This window comes from Gilliamella sp. wkB195, from assembly GCF_001690445.1.
Classification (GTDB): Bacteria; Pseudomonadota; Gammaproteobacteria; order Enterobacterales; family Orbaceae; genus Gilliamella; species Gilliamella apicola_E.
This window is the reverse complement of the sequence record NZ_LZGP01000011.1, coordinates 369,936-385,668: the sequence shown is the minus strand read 5'-3', so window position 1 is coordinate 385,668 and position 15,733 is coordinate 369,936. Positions and strand designations below refer to the sequence as shown.

Sequence of the window (15,733 nt, the reverse complement as noted above, 5' to 3'; positions counted from 1 at the left end):
TGATTAAACACTAGATATCATAAAAACTAAATTGTGTACGATAGATTTTTATATTTTTTAATTGGGGATAATATTTCAATAAGTAAATATAAAAATCATGGCATTTGAAATTTTCAGAATATCTAGAATTGTTAATGCATTAGGGATCATTTCAATTTTTTATCCATGTTTTCATAGATCTTAATTGGCTTAATGGGGATTAATGTTTTGCCTTTTACTTCAAACTCAGAATTATTACTGGAAACAACTATTATCTGACCTCTTTCTAAGTTAAACTCTAAAAGTGGAAATGGCTCTACAAAACCTAAAGGAGAAAATTCCCTGTCCCTGTTATCCGGAGGGAATTCGTAATAAACTACTTTTTTATTATATACATACACTACAGCATCAGAATGCTCTTGATATTTTCCAAAATCAGGATTTTTATCAGAAAATTCTACTTTCTTAACATTAATATTTTGTTCCCGCATTAATGTAATATAACGTCCGCTAATATTGCCATAGATTAACCATGCTTCATCCCATTTAAAATTAGTATAATCAGATAAGGTTATGGTTTGAGGGTGATTTTCTTCTATATCTTTTAATGCTTTTTCTAAAGGTCTTTCACTGTTGCAACTGGTTAATGTTACTATTGATATGAATGTTATCACTAATAGTATTATTATTTTATTCATTTCTAATTTCTTAATATTTTTTTGCTTTAGGTATGGCCATAAAACAGACTATGTCTTCTTGTTTAACCTCTAAATTGTTTAAAACAATTTGTTAGCAGTTTATTTCAGTTTTTTATCCATATTTTCATAGATCTTAATTGGCTTAATGGGGATTAATGTTTTGCCTTTTACTTCAAACTCAGAATTATTACTGGAAACAACTATAATCTGCCCTCTATCTAGTTTAAAATCTAAAAGAGCTAATGCTCCTTCTGAAGCTAAGCCCACATAATCCCTGGCATCTGGAGGAAATTCGTAATAAACTACTTTGTTATTATATACATATACAACTGTATTAGAGAATTCTTGAGTTCTTCCAAAGTCAGGATTATCATCAGCCATTTCCACTTTTTTGACATCAATATTTTGTTCTCGCATTAACGTAATGTACATTCCACTAATACTGCCACTGATTAACCAAACTTCATCCCATTTAAAATTAGTATAATCAGATAAGGTTATGGTTTTAGGATGACTGTTTTTTACATCTTTTAAAACCTTTTCTAAAGGTGTTTTGTTGCAATTGGTTAGAAATAAACACATAAATAATAATAGTATGATTTTTTTAATCATTTGGCATTCCTTACTCATTATTTTTTATCATCCAAATTGACATATCATATTTTCTATTATCAATATTTGATGAACCCCAAATTCTAGAATCAAGAGGTTCGCCTTCCTGACATCCTGATAATATGAAAAATAACAAAAGAAGTAACTTATTGATAAATTAATAATTCATTATCTATTTAATTATAGGTGTTAATTTATAAGAATTCCCTTGCAAAGAATCTTTATTTATCTTAAAAATACTTTTTTCTCTAGGCCATAGATAATCTATTTTAAAGATAGTTTTTCCATTTTTTATATTATCAAAATAGAACTTGTTATTATCTGGAAAAACATCTACATAAATAACATCATTTTTATAAATAAAATATATTACTTCAGTCCAAGATTCAGTTTCTCTTAATACTTTTATATTTTGAATATTATTCGTTGAAATTCCTTTTTGATTTAATATAGAGTCCGTTTTTTTTATATCTCTTGCTGTAATAATTATGAAATAATCCCAGTTAAAATTTGTGAAATTATATAATACTAATGTATCTGATGAATTAGCATTATCCAAAAAATTGTCAATTTTTTCTAAAGGTGTTTTGTTGCAACTGGTTAGAAATAAACACATAAGTAACAATAGTATGATTTTTTTCATTATTTAATGCTCTTTTGCTTTAAGTATGGTCTTAAACCAGACTATGTCTTCTTGTTTAACCTCTAAATTGCTTAAAAGAAATCGAAAGTATTTTCATAGTATCCATAACGATTCATTAGGTTAACAGCTTGTTTGAGTGCGTTGTATAGTTCATTCGGTAACTTGGTTTGGAATACTTGCCATTTTCTACTTTCTGTTTTTTTCGCTTCTCATAAGCCATGTTCATGATAATAATCTAACACTTTGTCTGATAATTCATTATCGGTTTATTTCAGTTTTTTATCCATGTTTTCATAGATCTTAATCGGCTTAATGGGTACTAATGTTCTGTGTTTTACTTCACATACAGAATTATTACTTGAAACAACTATAATCTGTCCTCTTTCTAAATCAAAATCAGCACGCGTCCAGATTGCTTCTATATCGTCAAATAAGGAATTTCCCCTACCATCCGGAGGAAATTCGTAATAAACTACTTTTTTATTATATATGTATACTATAGTTTTAAAATAATCTTTATCTATGCCATATCTAGAATTTGGAGAAGTTTCTACTTTCTTAACATCAATATTTTGTTCACGCATTAATAGGATATACTTTCCTCCGATGCTACCGCTTATTATCCAAACTTCATCCCATTTAAAATTAGTATAATCAGAGAGTTTTATAATTTTAGGGTGATTTTGTTCTATATATTCGGCTACTTTTTCTAAGGGTGTTTTGTTGCAACTGGTTAATGTTACTATTGACATAAATGCGACTAATAGTAGGAGTATTTTCTTCATTCTTTGGCATTCCGGATTAATTTTGTTTTATATTCTTGTTCAGGTATGGTTGGAAATCCGCCTAATAATTTTATAATCTAAAAACTTTATTTTCTCTAGCAACACAGTGTTAAATACTAATTCATAATACTATGAATTGTTTACTAAACAAATGATAAGTGAGTGAAAAATACCAATCGATATCGCTTTTTTAGAAGGCGATAAATACAAAGTTCATATACTCAATGATTTTCCTATTAATGAACAACATCAAACTATTTTTATTTTGATTTATTTCGATCTTATAAACGAATCGCTAATAAGTAAACAGGATGTTCTACTATGTCGGTATATTAAAAAGTACTCATATTTGATAACTATTAACAAGGTATTTACGATACGAACTAAAATAATTGGTAAAAATAGCGTACAATAGCGCAATGTTTACTCGTTCATCAGCTTAATTAGTTTAGGAAATAAGTATGACAGGCAAATTTATTGTCATCGAAGGTTTGGAAGGCGCCGGTAAAACGACTGCCATAAATACTGTTGCGCGTGTTTTGAATCAACATCATATTTGCGATCTGCAATTTACTCGTGAACCGGGTGGTACACCGATTGCTGAAGCATTGCGTAATATTATTAAAAATGGTTTAGATAATGAGCCATTAACTGATAAAGCTGAATTACTTATGTTATATGCTGCACGTATTCAATTAGTTGATAACGTGATTAAGCCTGCACTGAAAATGGGGAAATGGGTCATTGGTGATCGACATGATTTATCTACTCAAGCTTATCAAGGTGGCGGACGAGAGTTAGACAGAGTTTTTATCGAAACACTACACTCTCAGGTTTTAGGTAATTTTAAACCAGACTTAACGTTGTATTTAGATATTTCACCAGAACTTGGATTGATGAGGGCCAGATCTCGAGGGCAACTTGATCGTATTGAACAACAATCACTACCTTTTTTTGAGCGAATCCGTCAGCGTTATTTAGAGTTAGCTGAAAATGATAACACTATCATTACTATTGATGCATCAAAATCAATTACAGAAGTGACAGCTCAAATTGAAACAACATTAAATTCATGGTTAACAAATTAGGTTTCGATTTTATGATTTTCAACGAATATCCATGGCTTAAATTACCTTTTGAACAGTTAGCAGAAACGATTGTTAATCATCGTGCTCATCATGCTTTGTTAATCAATTATATTCAAGGTAGTGGCGAAGAAGAATTAATCAACTTAATAGCTAATCGATTACTCTGTCAATCTTCAAAACAGTTGGAACCATGCGGTAAATGTCATAGTTGTCAGTTATTTTTATCTCAACATCATCCTGATTATTACCAAATAACAAATGAACAGGGAAAACAATCGATTGGTATTGATCAAATACGGAATATTTCTACAAAAATCTATGAAAAATCCCAACAGGGAGGTAATAAGGTCATCTGGATTAGACATGCTGCTTTTATGACAGAAGCCGCTGCAAATGCATTGCTTAAAACGTTAGAAGAACCTCCAGAAAATACCTATTTTATTTTAAGTGATAACCATAATAGTCAATTTTTACCTACAATTCATAGCCGTTGTTTTTGTTATTTTTTAAAAATACCCAAAATAGAAGAATCTATTAATTGGTTAAAAAAGATACATAATGATTTATACAGTGATAATGAGCTTGCCACTGCTCTGTTATTGAGTGAAAATGCGCCACTAAATGCAGCTCTTCTGTTGCAACCCGAAAATTGGCAACAACGAAAATTATTTTGTGAAAACTTGTTAAATGTCTTGCCACAAAACAATTTTTGGCAATTAGCAAAGACATTTAATCATGAGGAATTTTTTGAGCGTATCACTTGGTTTTGTGCATTGCTAGGTGATGCGTTAAAAGCTAAACAGAAAGTTGGTCGATATATTGTGAATCGTGATCAGGTTCCGTTAGTTAGGCTACTTGCCACAAAAAGTAATGATGAAATTATTTCGCTTTATCAACTGTGGTTAAAGGCAAAAAACTTGTTATCGATAAATGGGTTAAATAGGGAGTTGATTGTCTATAATGTTCTTGCTCAATCACAATTAATTGGGTATCAGAAATAGACTTTATAGAATAATAAAATTTTATGTCAATAGTAGATTTACATATGAAAGGATTGCAGTGAGTTATTTATCAATTGAGTTTGGTCTAATTTTTGTAGTTCTCTTTGCTATATATTGGGCTTTTAGATTATTACCAAAATTCCAAAATAATTTACTTTTGATTTCAAGTTACCTTATTGTTGCTAGTTATAGTGTTCAATTTGCTGTTATCCTTTTTAGCTACACTTGCGTGATATATTTCTTTTCAATAATGATTGCAACGTCTAAACAACACGCAAAAATATGGCTGGTTTTAGGATTAAGTGCCGCAATAATCAATTTAGCATTGTTCAAATATTTTGATTTTTTTCGATATGAATTACAGTCATTGCTTAACTATCTAAATTTATCTATATTATTGCCAGCAATAACCATTTTTATTCCAATAGGCATCTCCTTTTATACGTTCCACTCGGTAAGCTATTTAGTTTCGATAAAAAAGAAAGAATTACCTGTTGCTAAATTCTGGGATTTTGCCTTATTTTTGTCCTTTTTTCCTTGTATAATTGCGGGTCCAATTAATCGAGCAAAAACATTTATTCCACAAATTGTGGTGAGTCAACCTAGAGAGATTTTAGAACCCTTTCGGGCATTTACGTTAATTATTCTGTCCGTGATAAAAGTTTATTGTTTAGGTGGATTAATTAGCGAAAACTGGATAACTCCGATTTTTTCAAATCCATTAGAATACAGTACTCTTGATTTATTGGTAGGCTTATACGGTTATGCTATACAAATTTACCTGAATTTTTCTGGTTATACCGACCTTGTTACAGGTATTGCTTTATTATTAGGTTTTCGACTTCCTATCAACTTCAACTTTCCTTATTTAGCCTGTAATGTCCGCGAATTTTGGGAACGTTGGCATATTAGTTTATCTCATTGGATTCGCGATTATATTTATATCCCTCTTGGTGGTAATCGTCGTGGTTTTATTCGCACTCAAATTAATGTTATGTCAGCTATGTTATTGTCAGGTTTATGGCATGGCGCGGGGATTAATTTTGTTATTTGGGGGGGATGTCATGGTTTGGGGATTATTGTTCTTAATATATTAGATTGTTATATGGGGAGAGGTTGGATTACTCAACGTTCCCCAATTATTGCTAGATTAATTACTTGGCATTATATCTGTTTTACTTGGTTATTTTTTTATTGTGTAAGCTTACCTGACGCATTAGATTATTTGACGGCTCTAGGTCATAACTTTTTAATTGAGTCACATTATATTGAGGTATTTCTAAGTATATGTGTCATATTTTTGTTATACCCATTATTTAAAAATATTCCTGATTGGTGTGCTTTACAACTTAGCAAAATAAATAGGATTTATTTGCCTATCATTTTTATATTTATATTATGGCTAACTATCTATTTTGCACCATCTGGAGTGCCATATTTTATTTATGCTAATTTTTGATTATGAAGAACAATAAAAATGAAATATAAAAAAACATTATCAAAAAATAGACGAAGAAATAGGCCTCAAAAAAATAGGCAACAAATTGATTTGTTCGAAAATGGCTTACATGAGCAATCAAGAAAGCATAATGTTAAGACTAAAGTATCAGAAGCCGCAATAACTCAAAAAGAATCACTTTCACCTAAATATGTTTTTATTATGCTATTGATTACCGCAATAGCATTAATAGCAATTTATCACAAATCGGTATTAATTTATTGGCAACAAACGTATCATCATGATCTCTTTAATTCAGGAAGTATGACCCAAAAAACGGATCTAGACGATTCTGATGGTCGAGTAGAAGAATCTTCGAAAGATGTAGTTATTAATCAAAATAATGTTATTAGCTCCATTGATGATGAGTTATATTTAAACCAACCAGTAACAAATGTGTTAGTTATTTCACCATCTGGAATGGTTAATATTAAAAATGATAAAAAAAGGCAAATAATTCATGTTCAACCAATATCAATTAAGCAAGAAAATACTAAATTAAACAAAACTAGGTTTGATGGAGCGCCAGTAACTGAACAGATAGATACCGAAGCTAACGATGAATCACCTAAAATTGAAAATATTCCATTAATTCATGAGCCATTACCGATTGTATTAACTCAAAATGACAAAGTATTGTTTGTTGGCGACTCTTTGATGCAAGGCGTTGCACCATATGTTAAAAAAATGTTATTTAAAGAATATAAAATAGAAAGTATAAATCTAAGCAAACAAAGTACTGGTCTCGCTTATCCAAAGGCTTTCGATTGGCCAAAAACAATCAATGATTATTTAATTGCCGATCCTTCTATCAAGTTACTTGTTGTTTTTTTAGGACCTAATGATCCTTGGGACTTTCCTGTAAAAGGTTATGCTAAATACGTTAAATTTAAATCCGAGTTGTGGGAAGAACAATACCGTTTACGTATTGCCACAATTTTAAATAGTGCTAGTGAACATAATGTTCAAGTGCTTTGGCTGGCTGCTCCTTGTATGCGTAAACCGCAACTAAATTTAGGGATGGTTTATTTAAATACGCTGTATCAGTCTGAAGTAGAAAAGAGACAACAACACTTTCTAAAAACCAATCAATTACTAGGTTGTACTTATGAAACATTTAATAGTTTTATTGAATCTAATAAAGATAAAATAAAAGTTAGAGTTGATGATGGAATCCATTTTACACCTATAGGCCAAAAAATTTTAGCTAAAGCAATTATGGATAAAATCATTTTTAAACAATTAGAGGATGACGATAGTGATTAAACTTTTAAAGTATATTATTACTATAGTGACTATCACTGTTTCAGTAGGATGCAGTGTAGCAGAAAGTAAAACAGATGCACAATCTACTGTTGTTGACTTTGGTGACCCAAATGCAAAGCAATTTGCTCAACGTTTAAATTCCTTAGCTAGAAATAGAAATGGTAACCAAGTCGTTAATATTACACAATTTGGAGATTCGCATTCAGCAGCAGATTTTTTTACTGGTGAATTTCGAACATTAATGCAACAAAAATATGGTGATGCCGGAATTGGTTGGATTACACCTGTTGCCATTAAAGGTCAAAACCATACAGCTGTTGGTTGGAAAGCAAAAGATTGGCGTGTAATAACTAGCCGTACCGTAAGTGACGTAGATTTTCCTATGGGTGGATTTATTGCAAAAGCGACTAACGATTTAGCCACTATACAAATAACACCTAAAAGTTTAGATAACAAAAATTGGCAAGTAAAATTAACCTTCAGAGCATTGAAAAATACCCCTAATTTATTGAGTATTTATGACGCTGACGGTAAAAAAATAAATATAAGTTATTTACCCAAAAGTAGAGTTTGGCAAACGGTGTCATTTGTGACTAAAAACCCTTTTACGATTAAAGGAAACCGCGATGTTGAAATTGGAGGAATTTGGTTAAATCGCTCAAAAAAATCAGGGGTTATTGTATCTTCAATTGCAACTAATGGCGCTAAACAGAGCATATGGCAAAAATGGGGTTCAAGTTGGTTGAAAGAATTATCTGCTTCAAAAAGTGATTTAGTTATTCTTGAATACGGAACAAATGAAAGTTTTGATGAAACTTTAGATGTTAATGATTACCGCAAAAACTTAGTGAATAATATTCGCCAAATTCGTAGAGCATTACCTAATGCAGCCATTTTATTGATGACACCACCAGATACAATGGTAAATGAAAATAAGATCCCTAAATCATTTTCAGCAATTATGAGTATTCAAAAGCAAGTAGCTAAATCTGAAAAGACACTATATTGGAATTGGCAAGCAGCTATGGGGGGAGCTGGTTCAGTTAAAGTTTGGCAAAAACGTGGACTGACTCGACCAGATTTAGTACATCAAACCTTACAAGGCTACAAAGAAAGTGCTAAAATTTTCTATACTGGTTTTAATGAGTTTATAAAAAGGAACAAATAAGTTATGTCATCTCCAATCATTGTTGCTGTTGATTTTTCAGATACTAAGTCAGCATGGAACTTTATAGACCAAGTTGATCCAAAAGATTGTCGTCTTAAAATAGGCAAAGAATTATTTACTCATGCAGGTCCTGACTTTATTAGGCAAATAAAACAAAAAGGATTTGATATCTTTTTAGATCTTAAATTCCATGATATTCCGAATACTGTTGCCAAAGCAGTAGCTGCTGCTGCTGATTTAGGTGTTTGGATGACAAATGTTCATGCTAGTGGTGGTGTTCGTATGATGGAAGCTGCAAAAGATGCGCTTTATTCATACGGTAAGGATGCACCAATGTTAATCGCAGTGACTGTATTAACGAGTATGGAGTCTTCTGATCTTAAAGAAATAGGTATTAACGTTTCACCATTAGAGCAAGCAACAAAGCTGGCATTACTGGCAAAGAATTGCGGACTCGATGGAGTTGTATGTTCTGCTAAAGAAGTACAAAGTTTTAGAACTAGACTAGGAAGTGATTTTAAATTAGTTACTCCAGGAATTCGTCCAGCAGGATCAACACCTGATGATCAGCGCCGTATTATGACACCCCAACGAGCACAAGCTGCTGGTTCAGATTATTTAGTTATTGGGCGTCCTATTACTCAAGCGGAAGACCCAACCAAAGCATTACATACTATTTTAACAACACTAGATTTATCAAAGAGTTAATAATTATGTCTGATAACGCTATTGTTTATTCAACTGAACATGGTCGAATTACGCCAAAGCAGGCTGCTAAACCTCGTATTAAAGGCGATGGTTTTATCCGTATTTCACGCCAGACATCAGGGCGTAAAGGTAAAGGAGTTTGTGTTATTGAGGGATTCGATTTAGAGGATTCTCAGTTGATGCAATTAGCTGCTGAGCTGAAAAAGCGTTGTGGTTGTGGAGGTTCAGTTAAAGACGGAAAAATTGAAATTCAAGGCGACAAACGTGAACTATTAAAATCATTATTAGAAGATAAAGGTTTTAAAGTCAAATTTGCTGGCGGTTAATTGATTAAAAATAAAGTAATAACGCCCTATTGAGAAAAAGGGCGTTGTTATTCATAAAAACATTAATTAGAACGGTAACTACGCATTTTTTTGCTGATTTCACGTCTTTCTTTAGAAATTTCAGCATTCTTGATTATATAATCATCAACACGATCATCATAATCACTCTTCATATTAGCAATAATAGCTTGAAGTTCTTCGTAAGTCATATCAGGTTTAATGTAATCACTTAAATTTTCAAGTAATAGCACACGTTTTTGGTTATCGCGAATTTTTTTCTCGTTATCTGAAATTTCACGTTTTAATTTATTTAAACGACGTGATAAACGAATATATTCTAGTACATCTTGAAATGATGGTGCGGCTGATTTTTCCTTGTCCATCTATAACCCCTTATTTCTAAAAAATGGAAAACGATTCTGAGTTAATTATATACCAATAATTTTTTAAGGTCATACTAAATATACTTTTATTGAAAAATGTTAAATTTAAATATCAATCAAGCTTGCTGAGTTTTGTTTTAAATCAAATTTTTTGAAGTATGAAATAATAATATTTTTATAAAATTGTCGATAAATTTATCGATTTTCCTTCTAATTGCGATAAAAATAAAAACAACTATTAAGAATTATTGCAAAGTATTATACAATGTGTTGTTAATTGAAAAGAGTACCAAATGAGAGAATCATAATGAGCTGGATTGAAAAAATTCTGAGTAAAAATAATATATCGTCAGATCATAAAAAGGCAAATATTCCAGGTGGTGTTTGGACCAAATGTAGTAATTGTGAGCAGGTTATCTATCAAGCTGAACTTGATCGTAATTTAGAAGTTTGCCCAAAATGCGATCATCACATGCATATTCCTGCCCGAGTTCGCTTATATCGTTTTTTAGATGAAGGTTCTGATGTAGAGATTGGTTCAGAACTTGCTCCTAAAGATATTTTGAGGTTTAAAGATACCAAAAAATATAAAGATCGTTTAACTGCCGCTCAAAAAGAAACGCATGAAAAAGAAGCCATGGTAGTAATGAAAGGCACATTACTGGGCATTCCAGTCGTTGTTGCCTGCTTTGAATTTGCTTTTATTGGTGGTTCAATGTCGTCTGTTGTCGGAGCTTTATTTACGCGAGCTGCAGAACAGGCAATTGAAGATAAATGCCCACTAATCTGTTTTTCTACCAGTGGTGGAGCCCGAATGCAAGAAGCATTATTTTCATTAATGCAAATGGCAAAAACGAGTGCCATCTTAGCAAAAATGCAAGATGAAGGTTTACCCTATATTTCTGTGATGACCGATCCAACAATGGGTGGTGTATCTGCTAGTCTAGCGATGCTAGGTGATATTAATATTGCTGAACCTAAAGCGTTAATTGGTTTTGCGGGGCCTCGAGTAATTCAACAAACAGTTCGTGAAACACTGCCAGAAGGATTCCAACGTAGCGAGTTCTTATTAGAAAAAGGTGCAATTGATATGATTATTGATCGTCGTGATATGCGCCCTAAAATTGCAGGTCTGTTAGCTAAATTAATGAAACTCCCAGTTCCTTTTGATTCTATCGTTAATGATGAGACTATTTAATTAATCATGCGAACTGAAATTCCTGATGCCATGTCTAATCTTGAAACATGGCTTTCTTATTTGGAACAATTACATCCAATGACCATTGATTTAGGACTTGAGCGTGTTAGAACAGTTGCAGAGCGTCTAGATCTTTTGCAGCCAGCCCCTTATATTTTTACGGTGGCAGGGACTAATGGCAAAGGAACGACTTGCCGCACGCTTGAGATGATATTGCTTGCTGCAAATAAGCGTGTTGGAGTTTACAGCTCTCCTCATTTAGTGCGTTTTACTGAAAGGGTTAGAATAAATAATCAAGAGTCAAAAGAACAAGACACAGTTGATGCATTTGTTGAAATTGAAAAAGCGAGAGGAAATATTTCCTTAACTTATTTTGAATATGCAACGTTAGCTGCATTATATCAATTTAAACAGGCTCAATTGGATGTAGTTATTCTAGAAGTAGGCTTAGGTGGAAGACTTGATGCCACCAATATTATCGATGCTGATATAGCAATTATTACTACAATCGGTATCGACCATGTAGAATATTTAGGCAATACTCGAGAAAGTATTGGTCGAGAAAAAGCAGGTATTTTTAAACCCAATAGTATTGCTATTGTTGGTGAGCCAGAGATACCATCATCTATTATAGATGTTTCTAAAACTGTGAATTGTCCTATTTATGTAGTTAATAAAGATTGGTCATATCAACAAATTGATGATTCATTATGGCAATTCATTTCACCGTTAAAACAGTATGATCAATTGCCTATTCCCAATGTGCCTTTAGCTAATGCTGCTACTGCAATAGCAGCACTAACTTATTCTTCGCTTTCAATTGACCAGAATCAAATAATCGAGGGTCTTGAAAAAACAAATTTAATTGGAAGATTTCAAATAATACAGACATCACCAATTGTAATTGTTGATGTTGCACATAATCCTCATGCTGCTAACTATTTAGCTAACCAAATTAAGTTATTGGTAAAGAAACAACCTACTATTGGTAAGATTAGGTTTGTGATTGGTATGTTGAAAGATAAAGATATTAAAAGCACTCTATCTTTATTAAATGCTGATCAATGGTATTGTGCTTCACTTTATGGTGAGCGTGGGTGTAATGCTGAGGTATTAAAGCAGTATTTGCAAGATAATAAAGTAGAAAATATAACTACGTTTGAATCAGTTGATAATGCATATCAAAAGGCCATGCAAGATTCAAAAGAAGATGATATTATTGTCGTCTGTGGTTCATTTTATACTGTATCTGCCGTGTTAGATAAATTAGGCAAATGTAATCATGGATACTAATCAAGAGAAAACTACTTCAAATAAAATTAGGAATCAACTAGTTGGTTTTGCTACATTATTGCTAATTATTGCTATAATTGCACCTAATATCATTACAGATAAATCTAATTTACATACGCCTACAATTCCTATTTTACAACCAGAAGTAGTAAATGAACAAAATCAAGTGATCACATCACAAAATGAGTCAACGATTAATGGCGGTTCACGATTTGAACAATCTTATACACCTGATTCCGATCAATATACTAGCCCTTTAGCATCACCTGATAATGATAATAGTGATTCTTCATCTATTTCTGAACAAACAGATAAGCCCTATATGATTCAACTTGGAGCATTAAAAAATAAGAAAAAAATTGAGGAATTAGTGGCATTATTAAGGCTAAACAATTATGACGTTAGAATCATTCCAAGTAATCCAGGACCTAATCAATTAATAAAATTACAGGTTGGTCCTTATGCAAAAAAAGAGCAAGCAGAACAATTGCTTAGTAACCTAAACAATTTAACAAAATTAAAAGGTGTTATTGTTACAAATTAAAAATTATTTTACTCTTTAGTGAGTACAAACATTAAATAAAAATATTAATATAAAATTGTGAGTTATTATGATGAATTGGGTTGATTATACGATTATTGGTGTGATTATTTTATCTGCACTAATTAGTATTATTAGAGGTTTTGTTAAAGAAGCGTTATCCCTAATAAGTTGGGTTCTGGCTTTTTTTATAGCAAGCCGTTTTTACATGCATATCACTAGTTACTTAACTTATTTTGATAGTGATGTAATTCGTATTGCTGTAGCTATCGCTATTTTATTTATTGCTACACTAATTGTGTGTGCCATTGTTTCTTATATTATTGGGCAATTGGTTCAAAAAACAGGACTATCAGGTACAGATCGCGTATTAGGTATTTGTTTTGGTGTATTAAGGGGTATTTTAGTTGTTGCGGCAGTGCTCTTTTTTGTCGATACTTTCACACCGTTATCCCAATCTCCTGAATGGGAGCAATCGCAGCTAATTCCGCATTTTCATTTTATTATTCGTTGGTTTTTTGATTTTATACAGCAGTCGTCTTCATTTTTAGTTCAATAACTTTGAGGTAATCATTGTATGTGTGGTGTTGTTGGTATTGTAGGATGCAGTACAGTTAATCAATCTATTTATGACGCTTTAACTGTTTTGCAGCATCGAGGACAAGATGCTGCGGGGATTGTAACTATCGACGAGCAAAATCGTTTTCGCTTACGTAAAGCAAATGGTTTAGTTAAAGATGTATTTCAAGAACATCATATGTTGCGTTTACAAGGTAATTTAGGAATAGGGCATATTCGTTATCCCACTGCGGGCAGCTCAAGTCCTTCAGAAGCGCAACCATTTTATGTCAATTCACCTTATGGTATTGCACTTGCACACAATGGTAATTTAACTAATACTGACCAATTAAGAAATAAAGTATTTGAATTAGCAAGACGCCACATTAATACAAGCTCTGATTCAGAAGTATTACTTAATATTTTTGCTAGCGAACTTGATAAATTCCCTACCTATCCATTAACTGCAGAAAATATTTTCACCGCTATCAATCGGGTACATCAAATCATTAAAGGTGCTTATGCATGTGTTGCAATGATTATTGGACATGGATTAGTCGCATTTCGTGACCCATTTGGTATTCGTCCTTTGGTGATAGGTAAAAAAGTGCTTGATAATCAAAAGACAGAATATATGGTTGCATCAGAAAGTGTTGCTTTAGATATTCTCGATTTTGAATTTATGCGTGATGTAGAACCCGGTGAAGCTATCTATATTACTCAAGATGGACAACTTTATTCAAAACAGTGTGCAAATAATCCTCAATATTACCCATGTATTTTTGAATATGTTTATTTTGCCCGCCCAGACTCATTGATGAATGGTGTTTCAGTCTATCAATCTCGTATATTAATGGGACAGAAACTAGGTCAAAAAATTGCTAGAGAATGGAAAGACATTGATATTGATGTCGTAATTCCTATTCCTGAAACATCATGTGATGCCGCGCTTGAAATTGCCAGAATTCTAAATAAACCCTATCGACAAGGATTTGTTAAAAACCGTTATGTTGGGCGTACTTTTATCATGCCAGGTCAAGCGGAACGAAAACTTTCAGTAAGAAGAAAACTAAATGCTAATCGTATTGAATTTGAAGGTAAGAATGTTCTTCTAGTTGATGATTCCATTGTTCGAGGGACTACATCAGAAAAAATACTTGAGATGGTGCGTTCAGTTGGTGCTAAAAAAGTTTATCTAGCTTCGGCAGCGCCTGAAATTAGACATCCTAATGTTTATGGTATTGATATGCCAGTGGCTAGTGAACTTATAGCTTATAACCGTTCTGTTGGTCAAATTGCAAAAGAAATTGGAGCAGATAAATTAATATTTCAAAATCTTTCTGATTTAATTGATTGTATTAAAGAGCAAAATCCTAATATTCATCATCTAGAATGTTCTGTTTTTGATGGAAAATATGTTACTGAAGGAATTGATGATAATTATTTTGATACTCTAGAGCATCACAGAGCCGAAAATAAATCAATCATACCAGAATCTGAAAATCTTGAAATTTATAATGAAGGTCAATACTAGTTATTTAATTTTCTAAAATATAACCTATAATTTTGAATAAGCTTGACCTGAATAGTTCAAGCTTATTTCTACCCCATAAATTAGCCTCCCTATTTTACAATATGAAATATTACTCTGTTGCTTAATTTCTATTACTAAAAAGTAATATTAAGTTGATTAATTAATAAAAATCGTAAGTTTTACACAAAAATATAATGAATTAACTCTTTGATTAATATCAAAAAAAATAGTCTTTACAAAAAGATGTCAAAAAAAGTTATAAAATAGTTTTATAAATTACATTTATGTAATAAAATCTTTCCAAATACAGCTGTTTTGTAAAGAAGTTTTAATTTTGACGCGAATAATATTTAGTATAAAAGTCGCATAATGAAAACAACATATTAAATAATAGCAACTTTAAAAACAGTATAGCAAAGTAAATAAAAACGATGCCTTTATTAAAGTTGGTGAA

The 15,733-nt window shown here is 31.9% G+C and carries 17 protein-coding genes; 12 read left to right on the top strand and 5 right to left on the bottom strand.

Annotated features, from left to right (window positions below; all coding sequences use genetic code 11):
- Positions 1 to 146 precede the first annotated feature (146 nt).
- The 4 genes from A9G08_RS03855 to A9G08_RS03840 form a co-directional block, all read right to left on the bottom strand.
- Entirely contained in the window at positions 147 to 677 is a 531-nt protein-coding gene (locus tag A9G08_RS03855; RefSeq protein WP_065562409.1) for a hypothetical protein, read from the bottom strand.
- Positions 678 to 776: 99 nt separating this feature from the next.
- The gene (locus A9G08_RS03850; RefSeq protein WP_065562408.1) at positions 777 to 1,289 is read right to left on the bottom strand and encodes a hypothetical protein; all 513 of its coding nucleotides are present in this window, start codon (positions 1,287 to 1,289) and stop codon (positions 777 to 779) included.
- Positions 1,290 to 1,461: 172 nt separating this feature from the next.
- Positions 1,462 to 1,932: a hypothetical protein gene (locus A9G08_RS03845; protein ID WP_065562407.1), complete on the bottom strand. Its 471-nt coding sequence runs from the start codon at positions 1,930 to 1,932 to the stop codon at positions 1,462 to 1,464.
- A gap of 266 nt (positions 1,933 to 2,198) precedes the next feature.
- The gene (locus A9G08_RS03840; protein WP_141673913.1) at positions 2,199 to 2,684 is read right to left on the bottom strand and encodes a hypothetical protein; all 486 of its coding nucleotides are present in this window, start codon (positions 2,682 to 2,684) and stop codon (positions 2,199 to 2,201) included.
- A 494-nt stretch (positions 2,685 to 3,178) separates the two neighbouring features.
- Here A9G08_RS03840 and tmk point away from each other — a divergent pair, with 494 nt between their 5' ends.
- From tmk to yciH, 7 genes are read left to right on the top strand one after another with little or no spacing between them, the layout of a single operon-like run.
- Entirely contained in the window at positions 3,179 to 3,805 is a 627-nt protein-coding gene (gene tmk, locus A9G08_RS03835; RefSeq protein WP_065562405.1) for a dTMP kinase, read from the top strand.
- An 11-nt stretch (positions 3,806 to 3,816) separates the two neighbouring features.
- Positions 3,817 to 4,806, top strand: a complete 990-nt coding sequence (gene holB, locus A9G08_RS03830; protein WP_065562476.1) for a DNA polymerase III subunit delta' — start codon at positions 3,817 to 3,819, stop codon at positions 4,804 to 4,806.
- Positions 4,807 to 4,864: 58 nt separating this feature from the next.
- Positions 4,865 to 6,265: an MBOAT family O-acyltransferase gene (locus A9G08_RS03825; RefSeq protein WP_065562404.1), complete on the top strand. Its 1,401-nt coding sequence runs from the start codon at positions 4,865 to 4,867 to the stop codon at positions 6,263 to 6,265.
- Between the two features lie 18 nt (positions 6,266 to 6,283).
- A complete protein-coding gene (locus tag A9G08_RS03820) occupies positions 6,284 to 7,570 on the top strand; it encodes an SGNH/GDSL hydrolase family protein (RefSeq protein WP_065562403.1) in 1,287 nt (428 codons plus the stop codon).
- Entirely contained in the window at positions 7,563 to 8,738 is a 1,176-nt protein-coding gene (locus tag A9G08_RS03815) for a GDSL-type esterase/lipase family protein (protein WP_065562402.1), read from the top strand. The genes A9G08_RS03820 and A9G08_RS03815 overlap by 8 nt, the downstream gene beginning before the upstream one ends.
- Before the next feature lie 3 nt (positions 8,739 to 8,741).
- Positions 8,742 to 9,446: an orotidine-5'-phosphate decarboxylase gene (pyrF, locus tag A9G08_RS03810; RefSeq protein ID WP_065562401.1), complete on the top strand. Its 705-nt coding sequence runs from the start codon at positions 8,742 to 8,744 to the stop codon at positions 9,444 to 9,446.
- Between the two features lie 5 nt (positions 9,447 to 9,451).
- Entirely contained in the window at positions 9,452 to 9,772 is a 321-nt protein-coding gene (gene yciH, locus A9G08_RS03805) for a stress response translation initiation inhibitor YciH (protein WP_065562400.1), read from the top strand.
- 62 nt (positions 9,773 to 9,834) lie between these two features.
- Here the strand turns inward: yciH and tmaR are convergent, their stop codons facing one another.
- On the bottom strand, positions 9,835 to 10,155 hold the full coding sequence (gene tmaR / locus A9G08_RS03800; RefSeq protein WP_065562399.1) for a PTS system regulator TmaR: 321 nt from the start codon (positions 10,153 to 10,155) through the stop codon (positions 9,835 to 9,837).
- Between the two features lie 307 nt (positions 10,156 to 10,462).
- On the opposite strand from tmaR, the gene accD reads away from it, so the two are divergent.
- The 5 genes from accD (at position 10,463) to purF (ending at position 15,279) form a co-directional block, all read left to right on the top strand.
- The gene (gene accD / locus A9G08_RS03795; RefSeq protein WP_065562398.1) at positions 10,463 to 11,353 is read left to right on the top strand and encodes an acetyl-CoA carboxylase, carboxyltransferase subunit beta; all 891 of its coding nucleotides are present in this window, start codon (positions 10,463 to 10,465) and stop codon (positions 11,351 to 11,353) included.
- Between the two features lie 3 nt (positions 11,354 to 11,356).
- Positions 11,357 to 12,646 (top strand): bifunctional tetrahydrofolate synthase/dihydrofolate synthase, encoded by a 1,290-nt coding sequence (gene folC / locus A9G08_RS03790; RefSeq protein WP_442902903.1) that lies wholly within the window; start codon positions 11,357 to 11,359, stop codon positions 12,644 to 12,646.
- Positions 12,636 to 13,190: an SPOR domain-containing protein gene (locus A9G08_RS03785; protein ID WP_065562396.1), complete on the top strand. Its 555-nt coding sequence runs from the start codon at positions 12,636 to 12,638 to the stop codon at positions 13,188 to 13,190. The genes folC and A9G08_RS03785 overlap by 11 nt, the downstream gene beginning before the upstream one ends.
- A 70-nt stretch (positions 13,191 to 13,260) precedes the next feature.
- On the top strand, positions 13,261 to 13,746 hold the full coding sequence (locus tag A9G08_RS03780) for a CvpA family protein (protein WP_065562475.1): 486 nt from the start codon (positions 13,261 to 13,263) through the stop codon (positions 13,744 to 13,746).
- 18 nt (positions 13,747 to 13,764) lie between these two features.
- A complete protein-coding gene (purF, locus tag A9G08_RS03775; protein WP_065562395.1) occupies positions 13,765 to 15,279 on the top strand; it encodes an amidophosphoribosyltransferase in 1,515 nt (504 codons plus the stop codon).
- Positions 15,280 to 15,733: the final 454 nt, after the last annotated feature.

Coding starts and splice junctions, on each gene's coding strand:
- A9G08_RS03855 (WP_065562409.1), bottom strand. CDS start 677: ATGAATAAAATAATAATACTATTAGTGATAACATTCATATCAATAGTA.
- A9G08_RS03850 (WP_065562408.1), bottom strand. CDS start 1,289: ATGATTAAAAAAATCATACTATTATTATTTATGTGTTTATTTCTAACC.
- A9G08_RS03845 (WP_065562407.1), bottom strand. CDS start 1,932: ATGAAAAAAATCATACTATTGTTACTTATGTGTTTATTTCTAACCAGT.
- A9G08_RS03840 (WP_141673913.1), bottom strand. CDS start 2,684: ATGTCAATAGTAACATTAACCAGTTGCAACAAAACACCCTTAGAAAAA.
- tmk (WP_065562405.1), top strand. CDS start 3,179: ATGACAGGCAAATTTATTGTCATCGAAGGTTTGGAAGGCGCCGGTAAA.
- holB (WP_065562476.1), top strand. CDS start 3,817: ATGATTTTCAACGAATATCCATGGCTTAAATTACCTTTTGAACAGTTA.
- A9G08_RS03820 (WP_065562403.1), top strand. CDS start 6,284: ATGAAATATAAAAAAACATTATCAAAAAATAGACGAAGAAATAGGCCT.
- pyrF (WP_065562401.1), top strand. CDS start 8,742: ATGTCATCTCCAATCATTGTTGCTGTTGATTTTTCAGATACTAAGTCA.
- yciH (WP_065562400.1), top strand. CDS start 9,452: ATGTCTGATAACGCTATTGTTTATTCAACTGAACATGGTCGAATTACG.
- tmaR (WP_065562399.1), bottom strand. CDS start 10,155: ATGGACAAGGAAAAATCAGCCGCACCATCATTTCAAGATGTACTAGAA.
- accD (WP_065562398.1), top strand. CDS start 10,463: ATGAGCTGGATTGAAAAAATTCTGAGTAAAAATAATATATCGTCAGAT.
- A9G08_RS03785 (WP_065562396.1), top strand. CDS start 12,636: ATGGATACTAATCAAGAGAAAACTACTTCAAATAAAATTAGGAATCAA.
- A9G08_RS03780 (WP_065562475.1), top strand. CDS start 13,261: ATGAATTGGGTTGATTATACGATTATTGGTGTGATTATTTTATCTGCA.
- purF (WP_065562395.1), top strand. CDS start 13,765: ATGTGTGGTGTTGTTGGTATTGTAGGATGCAGTACAGTTAATCAATCT.